The 18,878-nt window shown below is 69.7% G+C and carries 17 protein-coding genes; 8 read left to right on the top strand and 9 right to left on the bottom strand.

What is annotated here, in order from left to right; translation table 11 throughout:
• Positions 1 to 101: 101 nt before the first annotated feature.
• Positions 102 to 2,147 carry a PhoX family protein gene (locus tag AC1DVI_RS19875; RefSeq protein ID WP_476959451.1) on the bottom strand — a complete coding sequence of 682 codons (2,046 nt, stop codon included), beginning with the start codon at positions 2,145 to 2,147 and terminating at the stop codon, positions 102 to 104.
• 137 nt (positions 2,148 to 2,284) lie between these two features.
• Positions 2,285 to 3,742 (bottom strand): cryptochrome/photolyase family protein, encoded by a 1,458-nt coding sequence (locus AC1DVI_RS19870; protein ID WP_476959450.1) that lies wholly within the window; start codon positions 3,740 to 3,742, stop codon positions 2,285 to 2,287.
• Positions 3,743 to 4,010: 268 nt separating this feature from the next.
• Between AC1DVI_RS19870 and AC1DVI_RS19865 the strand changes: the two genes are divergently transcribed.
• Positions 4,011 to 4,499: a fasciclin domain-containing protein gene (locus tag AC1DVI_RS19865; RefSeq protein WP_476959449.1), complete on the top strand. Its 489-nt coding sequence runs from the start codon at positions 4,011 to 4,013 to the stop codon at positions 4,497 to 4,499.
• A gap of 103 nt (positions 4,500 to 4,602) precedes the next feature.
• Here the strand turns inward: AC1DVI_RS19865 and pdeM are convergent, their stop codons facing one another.
• From pdeM to AC1DVI_RS19835, 6 genes are all read right to left on the bottom strand, one after another.
• The gene (pdeM, locus tag AC1DVI_RS19860) at positions 4,603 to 5,292 is read right to left on the bottom strand and encodes a ligase-associated DNA damage response endonuclease PdeM (protein ID WP_476959448.1); all 690 of its coding nucleotides are present in this window, start codon (positions 5,290 to 5,292) and stop codon (positions 4,603 to 4,605) included.
• Positions 5,292 to 7,760 (bottom strand): ligase-associated DNA damage response DEXH box helicase, encoded by a 2,469-nt coding sequence (locus AC1DVI_RS19855; protein WP_476959447.1) that lies wholly within the window; start codon positions 7,758 to 7,760, stop codon positions 5,292 to 5,294. The genes pdeM and AC1DVI_RS19855 overlap by 1 nt, the downstream gene beginning before the upstream one ends.
• Before the next feature lie 517 nt (positions 7,761 to 8,277).
• Positions 8,278 to 9,117 (bottom strand): class I SAM-dependent methyltransferase, encoded by an 840-nt coding sequence (locus AC1DVI_RS19850; RefSeq protein WP_476959446.1) that lies wholly within the window; start codon positions 9,115 to 9,117, stop codon positions 8,278 to 8,280.
• Positions 9,118 to 9,119: 2 nt separating this feature from the next.
• On the bottom strand, positions 9,120 to 9,446 hold the full coding sequence (locus AC1DVI_RS19845) for a hypothetical protein (RefSeq protein ID WP_476959445.1): 327 nt from the start codon (positions 9,444 to 9,446) through the stop codon (positions 9,120 to 9,122).
• A gap of 175 nt (positions 9,447 to 9,621) precedes the next feature.
• Positions 9,622 to 9,951, bottom strand: a complete 330-nt coding sequence (locus tag AC1DVI_RS19840; protein ID WP_236778094.1) for a hypothetical protein — start codon at positions 9,949 to 9,951, stop codon at positions 9,622 to 9,624.
• A gap of 156 nt (positions 9,952 to 10,107) precedes the next feature.
• The gene (locus AC1DVI_RS19835; protein WP_476959444.1) at positions 10,108 to 11,073 is read right to left on the bottom strand and encodes an alpha/beta fold hydrolase; all 966 of its coding nucleotides are present in this window, start codon (positions 11,071 to 11,073) and stop codon (positions 10,108 to 10,110) included.
• A 283-nt stretch (positions 11,074 to 11,356) separates the two neighbouring features.
• Between AC1DVI_RS19835 and AC1DVI_RS19830 the strand changes: the two genes are divergently transcribed.
• Positions 11,357 to 11,902: a MarR family winged helix-turn-helix transcriptional regulator gene (locus AC1DVI_RS19830; protein WP_476959443.1), complete on the top strand. Its 546-nt coding sequence runs from the start codon at positions 11,357 to 11,359 to the stop codon at positions 11,900 to 11,902.
• A 31-nt stretch (positions 11,903 to 11,933) separates the two neighbouring features.
• A complete protein-coding gene (locus tag AC1DVI_RS19825) occupies positions 11,934 to 13,103 on the top strand; it encodes a DUF2336 domain-containing protein (RefSeq protein WP_476959442.1) in 1,170 nt (389 codons plus the stop codon).
• A 1-nt stretch (position 13,104) separates the two neighbouring features.
• Here the strand turns inward: AC1DVI_RS19825 and AC1DVI_RS19820 are convergent, their stop codons facing one another.
• Entirely contained in the window at positions 13,105 to 14,571 is a 1,467-nt protein-coding gene (locus AC1DVI_RS19820; protein WP_476959441.1) for a cyclic nucleotide-binding domain-containing protein, read from the bottom strand.
• 245 nt (positions 14,572 to 14,816) lie between these two features.
• On the opposite strand from AC1DVI_RS19820, the gene AC1DVI_RS19815 reads away from it, so the two are divergent.
• From AC1DVI_RS19815 to AC1DVI_RS19795, 5 genes are all read left to right on the top strand, one after another.
• Positions 14,817 to 15,266, top strand: coding sequence for a DUF4399 domain-containing protein (locus AC1DVI_RS19815; RefSeq protein WP_476959440.1), 450 nt, complete (start codon positions 14,817 to 14,819; stop codon positions 15,264 to 15,266).
• Between the two features lie 42 nt (positions 15,267 to 15,308).
• The gene (locus tag AC1DVI_RS19810) at positions 15,309 to 15,887 is read left to right on the top strand and encodes a DUF4399 domain-containing protein (RefSeq protein WP_476959439.1); all 579 of its coding nucleotides are present in this window, start codon (positions 15,309 to 15,311) and stop codon (positions 15,885 to 15,887) included.
• A gap of 95 nt (positions 15,888 to 15,982) precedes the next feature.
• The gene (locus AC1DVI_RS19805; RefSeq protein ID WP_476959438.1) at positions 15,983 to 17,515 is read left to right on the top strand and encodes a DUF4384 domain-containing protein; all 1,533 of its coding nucleotides are present in this window, start codon (positions 15,983 to 15,985) and stop codon (positions 17,513 to 17,515) included.
• 102 nt (positions 17,516 to 17,617) lie between these two features.
• Positions 17,618 to 18,487, top strand: coding sequence for an OmpA family protein (locus AC1DVI_RS19800; protein ID WP_476959437.1), 870 nt, complete (start codon positions 17,618 to 17,620; stop codon positions 18,485 to 18,487).
• A 24-nt stretch (positions 18,488 to 18,511) separates the two neighbouring features.
• The gene (locus AC1DVI_RS19795; RefSeq protein WP_476959436.1) at positions 18,512 to 18,838 is read left to right on the top strand and encodes a hypothetical protein; all 327 of its coding nucleotides are present in this window, start codon (positions 18,512 to 18,514) and stop codon (positions 18,836 to 18,838) included.
• The last annotated feature ends 40 nt before the right edge of the window (positions 18,839 to 18,878 follow it).

Here is an 18,878-nt window from a genome sequence, read left to right as displayed (position 1 = left end):
TCGCCGGACGCCGACACCAGACAAAGAAGAAGGGCGGCCCTGGATGCGGGGGCCGCCCTTTCAAGGCGCGTCGCTGGGTTATGGGACGGTCATGCGTCCGGTCAGAGACCGATCACGCCGCCGTCCTTCTTGGTGATGGCGACCACCGAGGGACGCGGCGGCATGTTGGGCTTGAAGTCGGGCCAGCGGGTCGCCGGGTCCTCGAAGGAGGAGAGCTTGCCCTTGAAGCCGTCCCACTGGTCCACGCCGTCCGTGGCCGGGTGCTGCACGGCGACGAACAGGGTCCGGTCGTCGGGAGAGAAGCAGGGACCGCACATCTCGGCACCCACCGGCACGCGGTAGAACATCTTGGACAGGCCGCGCAGGTCGCCTTCGGTTTCCACGGCCCAGACGCCGTCGGCGGTGCCCGACGCCTTCTTCCAGTTCTCGCCCTGGTCGGTGGTGACCCACAGGCGGCCGCGGTGGTCCACCGCCGCGTTGTCCGGGCAGGAGAACCAGCCGTTGGCCGAGGTGTCGGCGTGGAACTGCGCGCCGACCTTCTGGTCCGCCGGGTTGCCGCCGCGGACCAGGATCGTCCATTCGCCCTTGGTCGAGGCGTGGTTGCCGCCTTCCGGCAGGATCTCGACGATGTGGCCCCAGCTGTTCTCGGCGCGCGGGTTGGTCGCGTCCACCTGCTCCGGCTTGCGGCGGGAGTTGTTGGTGAGCATGACGTAGACCTTGCCGGTCACCGGGTTCACCTCGATGTCCTCCGGGCGGTCCATCCTGGTGGCGCCCAGCGCGTCGGCGGCGAGGCGGGCGTTGATGAGCACGGTGGCCTGATCGGGGAAGCCCTTCTCGGCGGTCAGCGGGCCCTGGCCGTGGACCAGCGGCAGCCATTCGACCGAGGCGTCGGCCTTGAACTTCGCCACGTAGAGCGTCCCGGTCTCCAGGATGTCCATGTTGGCGGCGCGGTTCTTGGGGTCGAATTTCTTCGCCGCGACGAACTTGTAGACATAGTCGAACCGCTCGTCGTCGCCGGAGTAGGCGACCACGGTGCCGTCCTTGCCGACCGCGATCTGGCAGGCCTCATGCTTGAAGCGGCCGAGCGCCGTGCGCTTCTTCGGGGTCGAGGTCGGGTCGTAGGGGTCGATCTCGACGATCCAGCCGAAGCGGTTGCATTCGTTCGGCTCCTTGGCGATGTCGAAGCGGTCGTGATGGACGCCCCAGTTGTACCATTCGCCAGGGAAGCCGTAGCGCTTCAGCGCCTTGGCGTTCGGGTTGGTGTCCTCGACCTTGCCCCAGAAATAGCCGTTGAAGTTCTCTTCCGCCGACAGCCAGGTGCCCCAGGGCGTCATGCCGCCGGCGCAGTTGTTCAGCATGCCGCGGACCATCGTGCCGGTCGGGTCGTAGTTGGTCTTCATCAGGGCGTGGCCGGCGGCGGGGCCGGTGATGGCGCAGACCGTCTCGCCGGTGATGCGGCGGTTGTACTTGGAAGTCGGGTCCGTCACCCACTTGCCCTTGACCTTGCGGATCTCGATGATGGTGCCGCCGTGGGCGGCCATCTCGATGTCCACCAGCGCCTTGGTCATGCGGGCGAACTTGCCCTTCTGCTGCTCCACGCCGATGCCGGGGAACATGACCTCCTCGTCGGTGTATTCGTGGTTCACGCAGAGCAGGGCGCGGTCCGGCGACTGCGAGCCGAGCGGCAGCGGGGCGTAGCCGACGAAGTCGTTGTTGTAGCCGAACTGCTTCGACTGCGCCTCGGCGGACTGGTTCATCGGGTCGAAGGCCGGCGCGCCGGGGACCACCGGGTCCCCCCAACGGATCAGGATGTCGGCGTTGTAGCCGGCGGCGACGTGATGGTCGGCGTCGACACCGTGAGCCACTTCCTGGAAGGAGAAGCTGGCCTTGGCCGGGCGCGGGGCGCCGGTGACGGCGGCCTCGGCCTCGCGCGGCGCGGAGAGCAGGGCGGCCGGGCCGATCAGGGCGCTGACCGCAGCGCCGCTCAGCATGCCGCGCATCATGTCGCGGCGGCCGAGGCGGGCGTTGATGACGTCGCCCATGGTCGGGTTTTCGGACGGGTTGGAGCCGATGTCCTCGCGGCCCTCGAAGGTCAGGTACTTGGTGCCCTTCTGGGGCAGGTCTTGGGTGTCCGTCGGGGTGTCCATCGGCGTGCCTCGTCTCTTTCCGCAAATTTATTTTGGGTAGGGGCGGGCGCACCTTACCGGCGGCCGGTGACGGTTTCTTTGCGCTCCCATGAAGGCGGAATGAAAACGCACGGTCGGATTTTACGACTCCGCGTCGATCAATCGCCGGCTTTCTTGATCTCCTGGAAGGCGGCCAGCGCGCGGTCGCGGGCGGTGCCGTGGTCGACGATCGGCCGCGGATAGTCCTTGCCGAGCGTGATCCCCGCCTGCCGCAGCGCCTCGTCCGGGGCCTCCCACGGCTTGTGAATCCAGCGGTTGGGCAGCGTTTCCAGTTCCGGCACATAGCGCCGGACGTAGGCGCCCTCCGGGTCGAACTTCTCGCCCTGGAGGATCGGGTTGAAGACGCGGAAGAAGGGGGCAGCGTCGGCGCCGCAGCCGGCCACCCACTGCCAGTTGCCGGCGTTGTTGGCGATGTCGGCGTCGACCAGCGTGTCCCAGAACCACGCCTCGCCCTCCTGCCAGGGGATCAGCAGGTCCTTGATGAGGAAGGAGCCGGCGATCATGCGCACGCGGTTGTGCATCCAGCCGGTCTGCCAGAGCTGCCGCATGCCCGCATCCACGATTGGGTATCCGGTGTGCCCGCTCTGCCACGCGCGCAGTCCCGCCCTGTCCGTCCGCCAGGGAAAGCGGGCGAAGCGGGCGTCCAGCGGCGTGTCCGGAATCCCCGGCTCCTCGCGCAGCAGATGGTGGTTGAACTCCCGCCAGCCGAGTTCCCGCAGGAAGACCTCGGCGCCGGCGGCCAGTTCGTGCCGCTGGTCGGCGGCGTGGCGGGTGGCGTGCCAGACCTGCCGCGGGCCGATCTCACCGAAGGCAAGGTGCGGTGACAGGACGGAGGTTCCGTCATGGTCCGGGCGGTCGCGCTCCGCCGGGTAGGCGGCGACCGGCCCGTCCAGGAAATCGGCCAGCCGCTCGCGCGCCGCCTCCTCGCCGGGCTCCCAGCGCTCGCGCAGGCCGCCGGCCCAATCGGGCGCGCTGGGCAGCAGGCCCCAATCCCTCAGCGATTCGCTCGACACCGGCTTGTCCGGCGGCGTCAGCCTGGCCGGCGCGCGGGTGGGGCGCGGCGGCTCCGGCATCGACAGCAGCGCCTTCCAAAAGGGCGTGAACACCCGGAAGGGCGTGTCCGACTTGGTGCGGACGGTTCCCGGCTCGTAGAGCAGGGCGGCGTTGTGGGGATGCACCGTCACGCCGCGGGCGGTCAGCCGCTCGCCCACCCGGCGGTCGCGGGCGATGGCGGTCGGGCCGGCCCGGCGGTTGCACAGCACCGTGTCGGCGCCGGTCTCCTCGGCCAGCGCCGCCAGCACGGCGGCGGGATCGCCGCTGCGCAGCACCAGGGGTGAGCCCAATGTGGCCAGCGCCTTGCCCAGCCGCTCCAGGCTGCCGTGCAGCCACCAGCGGGAGGCGCCGCCGGGAAGCCAGGGATCGTGGGCGTCCTTCTCCCGGATGTAGACCGGGATGACCGGCGCCCCATCCTCCGCCGCGGCGCTGAGCGCCGGGTTGTCGGCAAGGCGAAGATCGTTGCGGAACCAGACGAGGATGGGGGATTGATCGGTCTTCATCGGCCAACTTTAAGGACATGGACAGAAAAACGGGCATGCCAAAACGCCGCAGTCAATGACCGCGGTCAATGGCTCTTGCTACGCGGCGCCGATTGCTCCGGATCACCACGACGGCAAAAATTTTTCCTGGGGAAATCCTATTGACCGCGATTTTCGCGCCGCTATTTCCGCCTTCGCTGCCACGACGTGGAGCCGGAGGCACGGCGGCCGACGGCACCGGTTCCACGGTCGGGGGAGGAACGAGACGCCATCCAACGGAGGAAACCACATGTCCCGCCTGTCACGCCTGCTGACCGCCGCCACCGTCGCCCTGCCGCTGTCCCTCGCTGCCGTCACCGCAAAGGCGGCGGACATCGTGGACACCGCCGTCTCGGCGGGCCAGTTCAAGACGCTGGTCCAGGCCGTCCAGGCCGCCGGGCTCGCTGACACGCTGAAGGGCAGCGGCCCCTTCACCGTCTTCGCCCCGACCGACGAGGCCTTCGCCAAGCTTCCCGCCGGCACCGTCGAAAATCTTCTGAAACCGGAGAACCGCGAGAAGCTCCGCTCCGTACTCACCTATCATGTGGTGTCTGGCAAGGTGACCTCGGCCGATATCGCCGGCAAGACGGCATCGCCGAAAACCGTGCAGGGCACCGCCGTGGACATTGACGCGACGAAGGGCGGCGTGATGGTGGACAACGCGAAGGTCGTGAAGCCCGACATCATGGCGTCCAACGGCGTCATCCACGTGATCGACACGGTCATGATGCCGAACTGACGTTCTGCTTTTTCATTGAGGTCCCTCCTGCCGGACGTCTCACCGCCGGTTCCGGCAGGACTACTCGCCCGGAGAGTTCCCCCGACTCTCCGGGCTTTTTCTTTTACGCCTTGTCCGGGGAGAGGCGGCTGCGCGGGAAGCGGTGGACCTTGCCGCGGGCCAGCAGATGCACCTCGAACCGCGCCGCCAGCAGGCCGGACACCGCCGGGTCCAGCACGTTCAGCCCGCCCGCGAAGGCGCCGAAGGCCGGCAGGATCAGCTTTCCCCCGTCGAAGGCGAAGCAGCGTTCCCGCACCCGCCGGCCCGGCACGACGACGGCGGCCACCGGGTGCAGGTGCCCCGACAATTCGCCGACGGCGCCGGGCACCGCCTCGTGCCGGAAGGTCAGCGGGCCGAGCATCAGCTCGTCCAGGATGCGCCCGCCGAACCCCTCCGGCGGTTCCGGATCGTGGTTGCCGGTGACCCACAGCCAGTCCGCCACCCGTCCGGTCAGGTCGCGCAGCCGTGCCACGTCCCCCGCCTCCATGCGGCTCGCCGCGCGGCGGTCGTGGAAGCTGTCGCCGAGACAGATCACCCGCTCCGGAGCCAGCCGCTCCACCAGATCCGCCAGCCGGCCGAGAGTCGCCCGCGTGTCGTAGGGCGGCAGCATCCGTCCGCGCGCCGCGAAGGCGGAGCCCTTCTCGAGATGCAGGTCGGCGACCACCAGCGTCCGCTCCGCCGGCCAGACCAGCGCGCCGGAGGGATCGGGGGCCAGCGCGGCGCCCCGCAGGGTCATCGTCATGTCCATGGTCATCACAACGTCAAGCGGCCTTGTGCATCACGGGGCGAATCCAGCTCCGGCATCGCCTCGGCCACCAGATCGGCGGCGGCCTGCTCCAGAAGTTCGTCGGTGGCGGAGCCGTCCACCCGTTCTCGCCCGATCTCCAGGATGACCGGAACGGCGAGGGGGGAGACGCGGTCGAGGTCCTTGTGGGTGATGCGGCCCTTCACCCGTGTGAGGAAATCCGACAGGCGCCGCACGTCGGTCAGCCCGCCCGCCGCGTCGGCGCGGGTGGCGCGCAGCAGCACATGGCCAGGGTCGTGCTTGCGCAGCACGTCGTAGATCAGGTCGGAGGAGAAGGTGACCTGCCGGCCCGACTTCTCCTGTCCGGGATGGCGGCGGTCGATGACCCCGGTGATCAGCGCCACGTTGCGGAAGGTCCGTCGCAGCATCGAGGACTCGTCCATCCAGGCTTCCAGATCGTCGCCCAGCATGTCCTGGTCGAACAGCCCGTCCATGTCCTTGGGCGTTCGCAGCGACCACACCGCCAGCACGTAATCGGTGGCGACGAAGCCGAGCGGGCCGCAGCCCATCCGCTCCATCCGCCGGGTCAGCAGCATCCCCAGCGTCTGGTGCGCGTTCCGCCCCTCGAAGGCGTAGACGACGAGGAAGCGCTTGCCCGCCTTGGGGAAGCTCTCCACCAGCAGCCCGTCTTGCGTCGGCAGGACGGAGCGCCAGCGCTGGAGCCGCAGCCATTCCTGCACATCCTCCGGCAGGCCGGGCCACTGCGCCGGGTCGGCCAGCATGGCGCGCACCCGGTCGGCCAGCGCCGTGGTCAGCGGCAACCGCCCGCCGGCGTAGGCCGGGACCTTCGGCTCCCCGGTGCCGCCCTTGGCGACCTGGGCCTCCATCTCGCGGATGCCGAGGAACTTCAGCAACTGGCCGGCGAAGACGAAGGTGTCGCCGGGGGTGAGACCCTGGATGAAATGCTCCTCCACCTCGCCCAGCACCGGGCCGCGGCTCAGGCGGACGCGCAGCATGGCCTCCTGCGTGATGGTGCCGACGTTCATGCGGTACTGCCGCGCCACCGCCGGTCCGGCCACCGCCATGCGCCCGTCCTCGCGCAGCTTGAGCCGGTGGAAGCGTTCGTAATTGCCGAGCGCGTAGCCGCCGGTCGCCACGAAGTCCAGAACGTCGTCGAACTCGTCCCGCGACAGCCCGGCGTAGGGGGCGGCGCGGACCACCTCGTCGTACAGGTCGTCGGGCCGGTAGGGCTCGGCGCAGGCCATGCCGAGCATGTGCTGGGCCAGCACGTCCAGCCCGCCGGGGCGGGGCCGCTCGCCGTCCAGGCTCATCGCCGCCACGGCGTCCAGCGCGGCGCGGCATTCCAGCACCTCGAACCGGTTGGCGGGGACGAGCAGGGCGCGGCTCGGCTCGTCCAGCCGGTGGTTGGCGCGGCCGATGCGCTGGACCAGCCGGCTCGCCCCTTTCGGCGCGCCGATCTGCACCACCAGATCGACCGCCGCCCAGTCGATGCCGAGGTCGAGCGAGGAGGTCGCCACCACCGCCCGCAGCTTGCCCGCCGCCATGGCGGCCTCGACCTTGCGCCGCTGCTCCGCCGCCAGCGAGCCGTGATGGAGCGCGATGGGCAGGGTGTCGTCGTTGAGGCGCCAGAGTTCCTGGAAGACCAGCTCCGCCTGGGCGCGGGTGTTGACGAAGACCAGCGTGGTGCGGTGGGCGCGGATGCGCTGGTACACCTCCTTCAGCGCGTGCATGGCCATGCGGCCGGACCAGGGCAGCCGCTCGCGCGTCGTCAGGATCTCCACCTCGGCGGAGGCGCCGGCCCGGCCGGTGACCAGCCGCACGTCGCCGCCATCCGCCTGCCCGGTCCTGGACAGCCAGGCGAGCAGCTGCGCCGGCTCCGCCACCGTGGCCGACAGCCCGACCCGCCGGGCCTGCGGCGCCAGTTTCGCCAGCCGCGCCAGCCCCAGGGCCAGCAGGTCGCCGCGCTTGGTTCCGGCCAGGGCGTGCAACTCGTCGATGATGACGCAGCGCAGGTGCCGGAAGATCGTCGCCGCGTCGGCGTAGGCGATCATCAGCGCCAGACTTTCCGGCGTGGTCATCAGGATGTGCGGCGGGTTGGTCCGCTGCCGCCGCCGCTTGGATTCCGGCGTGTCGCCCGTGCGGGTCTCGGTGCGGATGGGCAGCCGCATCTCGGCGACGGGCTCTTCCAGATTGCGCTGGATGTCCACCGCGAGCGCCTTCAGCGGCGAGATGTAGAGCGTGTGCAGCCCCTCGCGCGGGCGCTCCGCCAGATCGATCAGCGAGGGCAGGAAGCCGGCCAGCGTCTTGCCGCCACCGGTCGGCGCGATCAGCAGGGCGCTGTCCCCGGCCGCCGCCGCCTCGACCATGGCAAGCTGGTGCGGGTGCGGCGCCCAGCCCCGCGACCGGAACCAGCCCTGGACGTTGGCGGGGAGGAGGGGGGAGGGGAGATCGGGCATGAAGGACCGGATGATTCGCTGAGACCGGAAAGAATAGTGTCGCGAATCGAACGGAGCAAGAACGGGAGCGCTTTTGCATCCCGTTGACGGCTTTCGGGGCTGTGGTATTTTGTGAGGCAAGGAGGTGATGCGCCTTCGGTTCCCTGGAGGCGAGACCGGTTACCCGGCCCCGCCCCGTGGGTTCTTAGATATCGTGGTCCTGGTTGAAGCCCGCTTCGAACTCGAACTTCATCCGGAACCAGAAGCGTCGGAACCACTTCAGGTACCTTTTCAAGCGCATCACCTCCTCTCGGATGCCGGACGGGTAGGGCCCGTCGGCACGCAACATCCAAAGGAATGCGTGGGCGCGGTCAACCGGGGATGTGGCTCGGTGGGGCGGCTGCGGCACTTGGGCGCGTGGTCGGGGTGCGGAGCCTTGCCCCTACCCTGACCCTCCCCTGCTCTCGGCGGACCGAAGGTCCGCCTGCCGCGTCAGCGCAAACCCTCGGTTTGCGCGAGAGCTTCGCAGGGGAGGGAATTAGGCGCCGGTGATAATGCGGACGTGGATGGGCAGGGGGATCGTGCCGCCTTGCGCCTGCGCGTCGAAGCGGCGGGTCACTTCGGCGTCGAGGGCGGCGCGCTGCCCGGCGGTGAGGTCGTGCAGGCGGTGGCCGAAGCTCATCTCCAGCGTGGCGCGCCAGAAGGGCTGGCCCTGGGGAGCCTTGCGGACCGGGGTGATGTCGGTCTCGGTCACCGTGGCGAAGCCGGCGGCGCGCATGGCCTCCGCCAGAAGGCCGGGAGCGGCGAAGCGGAACAGCGGGTCGAGGCTGCGGTCCTCGCCCAGCTGGGCGGCGACGGCGTCGCCCACCGTGTTGAACAGGGCGTTGCCGGCGCGCGGCCCCCAGACCATGAAGGCCGCCCGCCCGCCGGGGCGCAGCACGCGCCGCAGCTCGGCCAGGGCTGCCGCCACGTCGGGGACGAACATGATGCCGAAGCGGCAGGTCACCCGGTCGAAGCTCTCCGCGGCGAAGGGCAGGGCGGTCATGTCGGCGGCGGTGAAGGCCGGGCGCAGCCCGTCGGCGATCCCCGCCGCGCGGCGCCGGGCGCCGGCGATCATGCCGGGCACGAGGTCGCTGCCCACCACCAGCCCGTCCGGACCTGTCCGGAGGGCGGCGCTCAGCGCCGGTTCGCCGGCCCCGGAGGCGAGGTCCAGCACCCGGTCGCCCGCCGTCACCCCGGCGGCGTCCAACAGGGGCTGGTTCAGCTTGTCGGCCAGATCGGCCATCGGGTCGGCCCAGCGGTCCCAGGCGTCGGCGCTGGCGGTCCAGCGGGCGCGCTCGGCGTCGCCGTCGATGGGGCAGGTGGACAAGTCGGGCATGGTCAGTGGAGAAGCCTTGCGGTGCCGGTGATGCGGGGGGCGGAGTCCGCGTCGCGCAGCCGCTCGTTCAGCGCCGCGACCTCCTCCGCCAGCTTGCGGTTCGCCTCGGTCAGGGATTGGACGCGGCCCTCGGCGGCCTGCTGCTGGGCGTTCAGGGTGGCGACGGTCTCCGCAAGCTTGCGGATTTGCTGCGATTGGCGGGCGCCACCCTCGTTGACGCTGCGGCGGATCGAGCCCACGGCGGCGAGCACGATGACGCTGACCGTCGCGCCCGTCAGAAGGGCGGCGATGGCCAGAGCCCAGATCCAATCCCCCGTCGGCAGTTCCATGGCCGAAGCCGCCCCTGCGTTGCGTCCGGACCACCGGCGGCGACCCTCCGGTGAACCAACGGTTTCAGCATCCGATGAATTGCCGGGCGGGTCAAGCCGGGCACCGGAACGGCAAAAGGCCCAGCCGTCGCCGGCTGGGCCTTTTTCGTCGCGAAACGGGTGCTCCGCTCTGCGGTCAGGCGACGGTGTCGTCGACCGGGCGGGTGGCCTTGGCGCGCATGTCCTTCAGGTGGTCGCCGAAGGCACGCAGGACCGGCATGATCCGCTGCATCTGGTCCGACGTGACGTGGGCGTCGGTCTTCAGGACGATGGTCGGCGCCTCCGACATCAGGCGCTTGGAGCGCATCGGACCCACCTTGTCGTCCATGAACATGGACAGCCCCATCAGGATGCCGAGCGTCACGTCATCGGGCGCCTTGGGCAGAGCCAACACGTCGTGCAACTCGTTGAGGAGGGTGTAGGCGACGATGGACGTGCGTTCGATGGTGTCAACGTCGGCGGCCATGGACATCGGCGTAATCCTTGAGGCGCTGAAAGTGTGCGATATGGCCAAAGGTTAGCCCTCGGATCGTAACCAAACTGTTAACCATCCCTCACCCGAGTCGCCACGAGTCGCTTTTTTCGAGTCGCAATTCCCGGTCGCCGAATCGGAAGAGTCGACTCATGTCGCCGCGTGAGCCGACTCGGCGGTCATCGCCCGTTCCACCCGCTCGATGGCGGCCATCACCGCGTCCGGGCGGGCGTGCTGCGGCATGTGCCCGGTTTCCGCCAGCAGATGCAGCGTCGATCCGGCCACCGCGTTGTGCAGGCGCACCGCGTGGGCGTGCGGATCGACGATGCGGTCCTCCCGCCCTGCGACCACCGACATCGGGCAGCGGATCTCGGAATAGCGGGGGGCCATCGCCGCCACGCCGGGGATCAGCGCGGCCAGCTGGGCGGCGGCGGCTTCCAGCTGCTTCGGGCGCAGCAGAAGGTCGGGAGACAACTCGTTGTAGCTGGGCGGCACGGGGTTGGGTTCGAAGATTCGGCGCATCATCGCCGGCAGGATCAGCCGGTCCAGCGGCGGCAGGACGGTGTGGCTGAGCAGCGGCCCGGCGGCGGGAATGGCCGGCCCCATCATGGGGAGGAAGTCGAGCCGCGGGGTCGGATGGGTGAAGGCCGACAGGATGACCAGACCGCCGACCTCCTCCGGGAAATCCAGCGCCCAGGCGAGCGCGACCGCTCCGGCCAGCGAATGGCCGACGACGATGGGACGTTCCAGCCCCAGCTTGCGGGTGGCGGCGCGCAGCAGCGCGGCCTGGGCGGCGGGACCGGCGTCGCGTCGCGGCGTCGCCTCGCTGTAGCCGTGGCCGGGCCGGTCGAAGCAGACGCAGCGCCAATGCCGGGCCGCCTCGTCCAGAAGGCTCAGCGCCCAGTCGTCGGCGGTGGTGCCGTTGCCGTGCAGGAACACCACGGGCGGCGACGCGCTGTCCGTCGGCCCGTGGTCGAGATAGTGCAGGCGGGTGCCGCCGACGCTCATGAAATGGCCGGTCGGCGGGTGCTCCTGTTCCGCCCGGTTGGTGCGGCGGCGGGTGTCCAGCCACAGGCCAGCCAGCAAACCGGCCGCGAGAGCCAAGCCGCTGCGCATCAGCGGACCCTCCGAGTGCACGCTTGCGGTGCGGCGGGATGACGTGTGGACTGCGGCATGGTCGGGCTCCTCCGTGTTGCAGGGGCGGATTGCAGGGACAGGGGGGCAACAGGAGGTGAATGGGGCGGTTCCGGCGTGCAGAGCCGTCATGTCTCAACATTGTTTCCACAAATTAAACTAAAATCTTATCATTCTTGCGACAGAAGGACGGGGTAACCGTCCACCGTTCGGAATTGGATCGACGCCATACCATGATGGTTTTTTCCAAAGCGGGAGTATCGCGATGAGCGCCGCCGCCAAGCAGCAGCCGACCCCAGCCGTACCGGAGAGAGCCACGCCGGACAGCGCCGCCCCGGCGGGCGCGTCGCTGCCCGCCGTCTACACCGACCTTGGCCGGATCATCGAGAGCATGACCCGGCGCTTCCTGGACGTGCTGCGGATGGAGCTGGCGCGCATCGGGATCGACGACCTCAGCCCCGGTCAGGCACTGATGGTGATCAACATCGGCGGCGAGGAACTGTCGGTGCGCGACCTGCTGGAGCGCGGCTACTATCTCGGCTCCAACGCCTCCTACAACCTGAAGCATCTGGTGGAGGCGGGCTATGTCGACCGCTCCGCCTCGCAGCGCGACCGGCGCACGGCGCGGCTTCGCCTGTCGGAGCGCGGGCTGAAGCTGTGCGAGGCGCTGCGCGGGCTGGAGGCGGTGCGGGGCGAGGCGCTGATCCGCACCGACGAGGAAGCCGCCGATCTGGAGACGACATACCGCACGTTGCGCCGTTTGGAACGGGCGTGGAGCGATCTGATCCGCTACGATACGCCGGAGTACTGATCCCGAGCGTCCGTTCCGGAAGACCCAGCGCATGTCACAGCGGTCCCTGAGCCAGAAGGATGTCGAGCGTCTGCTGGCCGCACCCGACGCCCAGGCGCGCATCGACACCATGACCCATCTGGTGCGCGACCTGGAGGCGGGGGACCTCGCCGAGGCGGAACGGGCGCTGGCCATGGACATCCTGCAACGCTTCGCCGCCGACGCGGTGACCGCCGTGCGCGAGGCGGTGGCGTGGCAGATCCACAACTCCTCCCTGCTGACGGAGGGGCTGGCGGAGAAGCTGGCCCGCGACGTGGACCGGGTGGCCTTTCCCATCCTGCGCCACGCGGAGAAGCTGAGCGAAGGCTTGCTCCTGGACATCCTGCGCGAACGGCGCCCGGCGAAGGAACTGGCCATCGCCGGGCGCCGCTCCGTTTCGCCCGCGGTGTCCGACGCGCTGGTGCGCAACGGCAACGTCATCGTCATCACCGAGCTTCTGCGCAACCGTGGGGCTGTCATCCCGGAACCGTCCCTGCACAGCGTGCTCGACCGCTGGGGCGGCGTCGCCACGGTGAACGAGGCGATGGCGGCGCGCCCCGATCTGTCGGCGGCGGTGGTCGAAAAGCTGATCCTCTTCGTGTCGGAGGAGATCCGCAACCGGCTGATCCGCAGCCACCGGCTCAACCCCCGCCTGATCGGCATCCTGGTGGAGCGGGCTCGGGAGGCGGTGACCCTGCTCCTGCTGAAACCGCTGATCCCACGCGAGGCGGACGTGGAGCTTCTGGCCCGCCACCTGCTGATCCGTGGGCGGCTGTCGGCGCCGCTGCTCTTCCGCGCGCTGTGCGCCGGGGAGATCGCGCTGTTCGACGCCGGCGTGGCGGTGCGCGCCAACCTGCCGCCGGAAAACGCCCGTCAGCTCGCCTGGGACGGCGGGCCGCACGCGCTGAAGGGGCTGTTCGCCAAGGCGGGCCTGTCCTTCACCCTGCTGAAGCCTTTCCGCGTCGCCATCGCGGTGGCGAAGGCGCTGGACTACCGGGGCGGCGACGAGGGGCGCGAGCGTTTTCAGACGGAGGCCATCGCCACCCTGTTCGATGCCTGCGGCAACAGCCAGGATCGGGAGATCGACGACCTGCTGCTGCAGCTGTTCGACCAGACCTCGGCGGAGGTGATCGAAAAGGCGCTGGAGCAGGCGGGGATGCCCTTCTCTCCACTGAACAGCTGAGTCACAGGCTGAAGAAGGTCTTCAGCCGGGCCAGCAGGTCATGCTCGGTCGTCGCCTGGGTCACAGCGGCGGGGGTGCTGGCGCGGCGGTGGGCGTCGTTGCGGCGCTGGCGCAGGCCCATCAGGTCGGCCAGCCGGGCGGCCAGCTCCGGACGGCGGCGCAAGACGGGGTCGAGCGCCTCCTTGTCCAGCTCATAGACCACGGCGTCGGTGTTGGCGATCACCGACGCGCTGCGCGGCTGGCCGGTCAGCAGCGACATCTCCCCGAACACGTCGCCCGGCCCCATGTGGTCGAGCAGAAGCGTCCGCCCCCCGAAGGCCCCGCGCACGTCCAGCGCGCCCTCGGCCACCAGAAAGAGGGAGGTCCCCGTCTCGTCCTGGCGGACCACCGCCTCCCCGGCGGCGACGTGGCGCAGGTGCATGCCGGAGGCCAGTTCGTCAATCTCCTCAGGGCGGAAGGCGGCGAACAGGTCCACATGGGACAGCAGGTCCCGCCCCAGCCCCAGCGCCGAACAGGGCGGCGGGCGGTTGCTGCGGCGGCGCATTTCCTGCTTGGGGTTGGCCGGTTCCAGCCCGGCGCGGGCGAGATGCTCCAGGATGGTGGTCGCCACGGCGTCGCGGGTCGCGGCCAGCCGGGAATAGTCCGCCACCCAGAAGCGCGCCTGATAGATGACGCCGTTGAGCGTGATCGAGTCCACCACCACGTCGGGCCGCGGCTCGGTGGGGACGGCGTCGCAGCAGACGATGGCCGACAGGATGATCCGCTTGGCGCGGGCCACCGGAACCTCGGCGTCGAGGGTTACCGGCACGCCGGCGCGGAATCCGGTGCCGGGCTGGCTGTAGTTGGTGATGCGGTTGCCCGCGGCCAGCCCGTTCGGCACCACCAGGGCCGTGCCGTCCAGCGTGACCAGCCGGGTGGCCCGCCAATTGATCTCGTCCACCCGCCCGGTGACGCCGGGGGTCAGCTCCACCCAGTCACCGATGCGGTAGGGATGCTCGACGTTCAGCGCGATGCCGGAAAAGATGTCGGCGATCATGTTGCGCAGCGCGAAGCCCAGCACCGCGATCACCACGCCGGAGGTGGCGACCAGCCCGGTCACCGGCTGGCCCAGCACGAAGGCCAGGATGCCCAGCACCGCCAGCCCGTAGAGCAGAGCGCGCAGCAGATCGGTCAGCAGGCGGGGCATTGGCGTGGCGCGGGGGTGGCTCGCCACCACGAGGTCGATGACCCGCGACCCCAGCCACGCCGCCGCCAGCCACGCCACCACGGCGAACAGCGAGGCCAGCGCGTCCGCCACCATGACGCCGGCGATTGGGGTGATGTGGCCGGACAGCCAGGGCCGGTGCCCCGCCGCTCCCGCCGCCCCGAGTGTCAGCAGCGCAGGTGCCAGCAGGTGGCGGAAACCGAGGCGCGGCGGCGCGCCGGTGGGGCCGACGGGAAGCGGGGCGAGGCGGGATGAATCGGGCATGCGGAACCGGCAACCTCCTGCCCCGTGACCTTCGCACCGCGAGCGAACCCGTCAAGCCCAAAATAGGAATAGGCGGAGAGGCCCCGGTCTTCGCGCAAAGTGGGGTGGTCGGGGATCGCCTTCGCTCCTTAATATTCGGAGGGTGGAGAGAGAAAGGATAGGGTCCGAAAAACCGCAAACATTGTCCGCACACCAAGCATAAGATTGAAATTCCCAAAGAGAAGAGCCAGAAGAGCGAGGTGTCCATGCCTCATGCTGCCATGATCGTGGCGGCCGCGCTGCTCCTGTTGCCGGGCGCGGCGTCGGCCCAAAGCGCAAACGCTCAAAGCACGAATGGACGGGAGAAGGCGCCCGAAGGGGCGCGCGCCTACATCATGTGGCCGTCCAACGGCACCACCATCTCCGGCGGAAAGCTGTGGGTCCGCATGGGCTTGCAGAACATGGGCATCGCCCCCGCGGGCATCCGCAAGGAGGACACCGGGCACCACCATCTTCTGGTGGACACCGACCTCACCACCTACGACGAACCGATCCCGAACACCAAGCAGTCGCTGCATTTCGGCGGCGGCCAGACGGAGGTGCGGCTTGAGCTGCCGCCGGGCCGGCACACGCTCCAAATGATCCTGGGCGATGCGGACCATGTGCCGCACGACCCGCCGATCATGTCGCAGAAGGTTACCATCATCGTGCCTTGACAGGGCATCGTCCCCTAACGGGAGCGCGACAGGGAGGAAGTCATGATGCGCACCGCCGCCGTCCCGGTCCTTCTGGCCGTCCTGCTCGCCGCCGGGCCGGTCGCCGCGCAGTCGTCGCCGGAAGCCGACCCGCTCGACAAGCCGCTGTCCGACACCACCAACACGCCGCAGCCGGCCAGCCCCGGGCACGAGCATGAGAGCACGCCCTCCACCCCCGATGCGGCGAAGTCCGGGCGGACGGCGTCGCCGAAGGACGCCTATATCTACGTCGGCTGGCCCAACGACGGCGAGGTGGTGAGGGGCCGCTTCAAGGTGTGGTTCGGGCTGCGCAACTTCGGCGTCGCCCCGGCGGGCGTACGCAAGGACAACACCGGACACCATCATCTGCTGGTGGACGCCGACCTGCCGCCGATGGACGAGCCGATCCCCAACAACCGCAACTACATCCATTTCGGCAAGGGCCAGACGGAAACCTACCTGGAGCTGCCGCCGGGGCGGCACACGCTCCAGCTTCTGATGGGCGACGCGGAGCACATACCGCACGACCCGCCGGTCCTGTCCAAGAAGATCACCATCACCGTGCGTCCGGGCGGCGACAGCACGCGCGTGTCGGTCCGTTGATCTGGCCCGCTGATCCACAGTCCGCTGAACGTCCAGGGAGTGAGGCCATGGGATTTGAGGCCGTGGGATTAGTTCGGCGCACCGGTTTCGCGAGAGTGGCGGCTGCCGCGGCGCTCCTGCTGCTGGGGGCCTGCGTCACCTCGGGTGAACAGGCGACCGTGGTCCAGAAGCCGAAGACCCCGCCCGTGCGCACCGTGTCCAACTTCAGCGAAGCGCTGCGCTGCATGGACACGCTGATGTGGAACCATGGCAAGCGCGACATCTTCATCACCTCCAACGGCATCCCTGACGCCACGGGCCGGGTGGCCGGCGGCACCAAGGAGATGCTGATCACCGCCGTCTCGCGCATGTCGGAGCGGTCGAACGCCTTCCGCTTCGTCGATTTCGAGCCGACGCTGGACGACGTGAACGCGCTCTACTGGATGATCGGGGTGCAGCCGAACTTCCGCGCGCCGTCTTACTACGTGCGCGGCGCCATCACCCAGCTCGACGACAATGTGGTGAGCGAGGCGGCCAGCGCCGGCATCTCCCTGCCGACCTTCGACCTGGGCATCTCCGCCGATCAGGTGATGTCGGTGATCTCGGTGGATTTGAACATCGGGGAACTGGCGACGCGCCAGATCATCCCCGGCCTGTCGGCCAGCAATTCGCTCGCCATCATCTCGTCGGGCAAGGGGGCGGACGCCGGGGCGGTGATCGGCAAGGCCGGCCTGTCCTTCAACGTCTCGCTCAACAAATCCGAGGGGCTGCATCAGGCGGTGCGCACGCTGATCGAACTCAGCACGATCGAGGTGCTGGGCAAGATGACCCGCACCCCCTACTGGCAATGCCTGGGCATCGACCAGACCAACCCGGCCTTCGCCGGCCAGGCGCGCGACTGGTTCGACGGCATGGCGCCCTCGCAGCGCGTCGCCTACGTCCAGCGCGTGCTGCTGGCCGAGGGCTATTACGACGGATCGGACAGCGGCCAGCTCGACGAACGCACCCGCGACGCGATTTCCCGCTATCAGGCGGACAACGACCTGATCGCCACGGGGCGCATCGACTTCGACCTCTATCAGCGCATGCTCGCCCAGCCCAGCGGCCAAAGGGGGCCGGGGGCGCCGCGCCTGCAATCGGTGTCGAACGCGGGCGGGGAGGGGCTGCCCCGCGCCACGCCGGCGCCGGCCGGGGCGCCGCCCGACCTGGTCCTCAGCTCCGACCGCGGGCCGCAGCCGCGCTACCGCGCCGGGGAGGCCCTGGTGGTCAAGGTGCAGCCGACGGCCAACGGCTTCGTCTATTGCTACTACCAGGACGCCGCCGGATCGGTGGCCCGCATCTTCCCCAACCGCTTCCAGCCCGACAGCTTCGTCCAGGCCAACCAGCAGGTCGAGGTCCCGCCAGGGGCGCAGAAGCCCTTCAACCTGCGCATGGACCGTCCCGGTGCCTCCGAGACGATCGCCTGCGTCGTCTCGCCCGACGAACTCGGGACCCGCATCGCCGACCGCTACAAGACCGAGGACCTTCAACCCATCCCCGGCGCGACGCTGGCGGACGTGGTGGGCGCCTACGGCAGCATCCAGGGGACCAACGTGCGCAGCCGGCAGATGGCCGTGCAGGTTCTGCCCGCCGTGTCGGCTCAACGATAGGGATTGTGGGCCGGCTCACAGCGCGGGGGCGAGGGGCGGGGTAAAGAAGGGGGCAGCCGAACACCACGCCAGATCATGGCGCCGAATCATGGGAGACCACCGATGCCGCGACCGACCTCCAAGACCAGCGCCCGACGGCTGAACGGCGTGGCGCTTCCCGTTCTGGCCGTGCCGATGATCGCCCTGGCCTGCATGGCGGTTCCCGCGCGGGCGCAGACCGTCGAGGGCTCCGGCGGCAACCGGGTCATGATGTTCGAGCGCCCGCCGACCGTGGACGAGTTGCGCGAGGCAGTGAAGCCCGGCCCGGCGCCGACGGACGGCAGCGAACAGCCGAAGATCCGCACCCGCAGCATCGAGATCATCGGCGGCGGCATGAACAGCGCCAACCGCCCGCGTCCGACCGACAGCGTGAACTACGGCGCGCCCGCTCAGCAGCAGGCGACCCCGCAGCCGAGCTACAGCCAGCCGACCGCCCCCGTGGCCCAGCCGGAACCGGCGCCCCAGCCCAAGCCCAGGCGCGCGCCCGTTCAGGAGGCCGCGGCCCCGCCCGTCGCCCCGCCGCCGGCCGCGCCGCGCCGTTCCAACGGTGTGCAGCCGGCCACCCTCTCCGCGCCGGAGACTCCGGCGGAGACCCGCCCGACCAACGGCTTCGGCTTCCGCATCAACTTCGCCTTCAACTCCGCCGACGTCCCGAAGGAGTTCTATTCCTACGTCGACGCGGTCGGTGGGCTGATGTCGCAGGACCCGCAGCTCCGCCTCGTCATCGAGGGGCACACCGACGCCGTGGGAAGCGAGCAATACAACCTCGCCCTCTCCGAGCGCCGGGCCGTGTCGGTCGGCGAGTATCTGGTGCGCGTCCACCACATCGAGCCGCAGCGCATCGCCATCGCCGGCCTGGGCAAGAGCCAGCCGCTGACCCCCGACCCGACCGACAGCCGCAACCGGCGCGTCGAGTTCCGGCCCATCCAGTGATCGAGAGGGAAGGGAGGGCGCGCCATGGTCCGGAAACTCCTTCTCCTGGTGGCGATCGCGGCGCTCCCCCTCGTCGGGGGCGCCGCCGACGCGACGGTGGTCCGCAAGAAGAGCAGCGACGCGGGCGTGCAGCCCGGCGGCCTCGACGTTGGGGTTCCCAAGGGCCGCGTGCGCATCCAGTGCTGGCAGGACGGCGAGAAGATCATCGACGAGACGGATCTGAACGTCCTGTCGCTCAGCGTCGCCAGCCAGTTGAACGCGTTGCGCTTCCGCCGGGCGGGCGAGCCGGAGAACAGCCTGGCCATCGTGACGCGGAACCGGACGTCGTGCTTGTTGAGCCCGAAGGAATGAGTTGAGTGCCTTGCCCCCACCCTGACCCTCCCCCGCTCTC

The organism is Azospirillum sp. P4_B5 (genome assembly GCF_056402275.1).
The sequence above is the reverse complement of the archived record's forward strand: the minus strand, read 5'-3'. Positions and strand labels throughout refer to the sequence as shown.

Excerpts from the sequence above, each read along its gene's own strand:
- AC1DVI_RS19875 (WP_476959451.1), bottom strand. The coding sequence starts at position 2,147 with ATGGACACCCCGACGGACACCCAAGACCTGCCCCAGAAGGGCACCAAG.
- AC1DVI_RS19870 (WP_476959450.1), bottom strand. The coding sequence starts at position 3,742 with ATGAAGACCGATCAATCCCCCATCCTCGTCTGGTTCCGCAACGATCTT.
- AC1DVI_RS19865 (WP_476959449.1), top strand. The coding sequence starts at position 4,011 with ATGTCCCGCCTGTCACGCCTGCTGACCGCCGCCACCGTCGCCCTGCCG.
- pdeM (WP_476959448.1), bottom strand. The coding sequence starts at position 5,292 with ATGACCATGGACATGACGATGACCCTGCGGGGCGCCGCGCTGGCCCCC.
- AC1DVI_RS19855 (WP_476959447.1), bottom strand. The coding sequence starts at position 7,760 with ATGCCCGATCTCCCCTCCCCCCTCCTCCCCGCCAACGTCCAGGGCTGG.
- AC1DVI_RS19850 (WP_476959446.1), bottom strand. The coding sequence starts at position 9,117 with ATGCCCGACTTGTCCACCTGCCCCATCGACGGCGACGCCGAGCGCGCC.
- AC1DVI_RS19845 (WP_476959445.1), bottom strand. The coding sequence starts at position 9,446 with ATGGAACTGCCGACGGGGGATTGGATCTGGGCTCTGGCCATCGCCGCC.
- AC1DVI_RS19840 (WP_236778094.1), bottom strand. The coding sequence starts at position 9,951 with ATGGCCGCCGACGTTGACACCATCGAACGCACGTCCATCGTCGCCTAC.
- AC1DVI_RS19835 (WP_476959444.1), bottom strand. The coding sequence starts at position 11,073 with ATGCGCAGCGGCTTGGCTCTCGCGGCCGGTTTGCTGGCTGGCCTGTGG.
- AC1DVI_RS19830 (WP_476959443.1), top strand. The coding sequence starts at position 11,357 with ATGAGCGCCGCCGCCAAGCAGCAGCCGACCCCAGCCGTACCGGAGAGA.
- AC1DVI_RS19825 (WP_476959442.1), top strand. The coding sequence starts at position 11,934 with ATGTCACAGCGGTCCCTGAGCCAGAAGGATGTCGAGCGTCTGCTGGCC.
- AC1DVI_RS19820 (WP_476959441.1), bottom strand. The coding sequence starts at position 14,571 with ATGCCCGATTCATCCCGCCTCGCCCCGCTTCCCGTCGGCCCCACCGGC.
- AC1DVI_RS19815 (WP_476959440.1), top strand. The coding sequence starts at position 14,817 with ATGCCTCATGCTGCCATGATCGTGGCGGCCGCGCTGCTCCTGTTGCCG.
- AC1DVI_RS19810 (WP_476959439.1), top strand. The coding sequence starts at position 15,309 with ATGATGCGCACCGCCGCCGTCCCGGTCCTTCTGGCCGTCCTGCTCGCC.
- AC1DVI_RS19800 (WP_476959437.1), top strand. The coding sequence starts at position 17,618 with ATGCCGCGACCGACCTCCAAGACCAGCGCCCGACGGCTGAACGGCGTG.
- AC1DVI_RS19795 (WP_476959436.1), top strand. The coding sequence starts at position 18,512 with ATGGTCCGGAAACTCCTTCTCCTGGTGGCGATCGCGGCGCTCCCCCTC.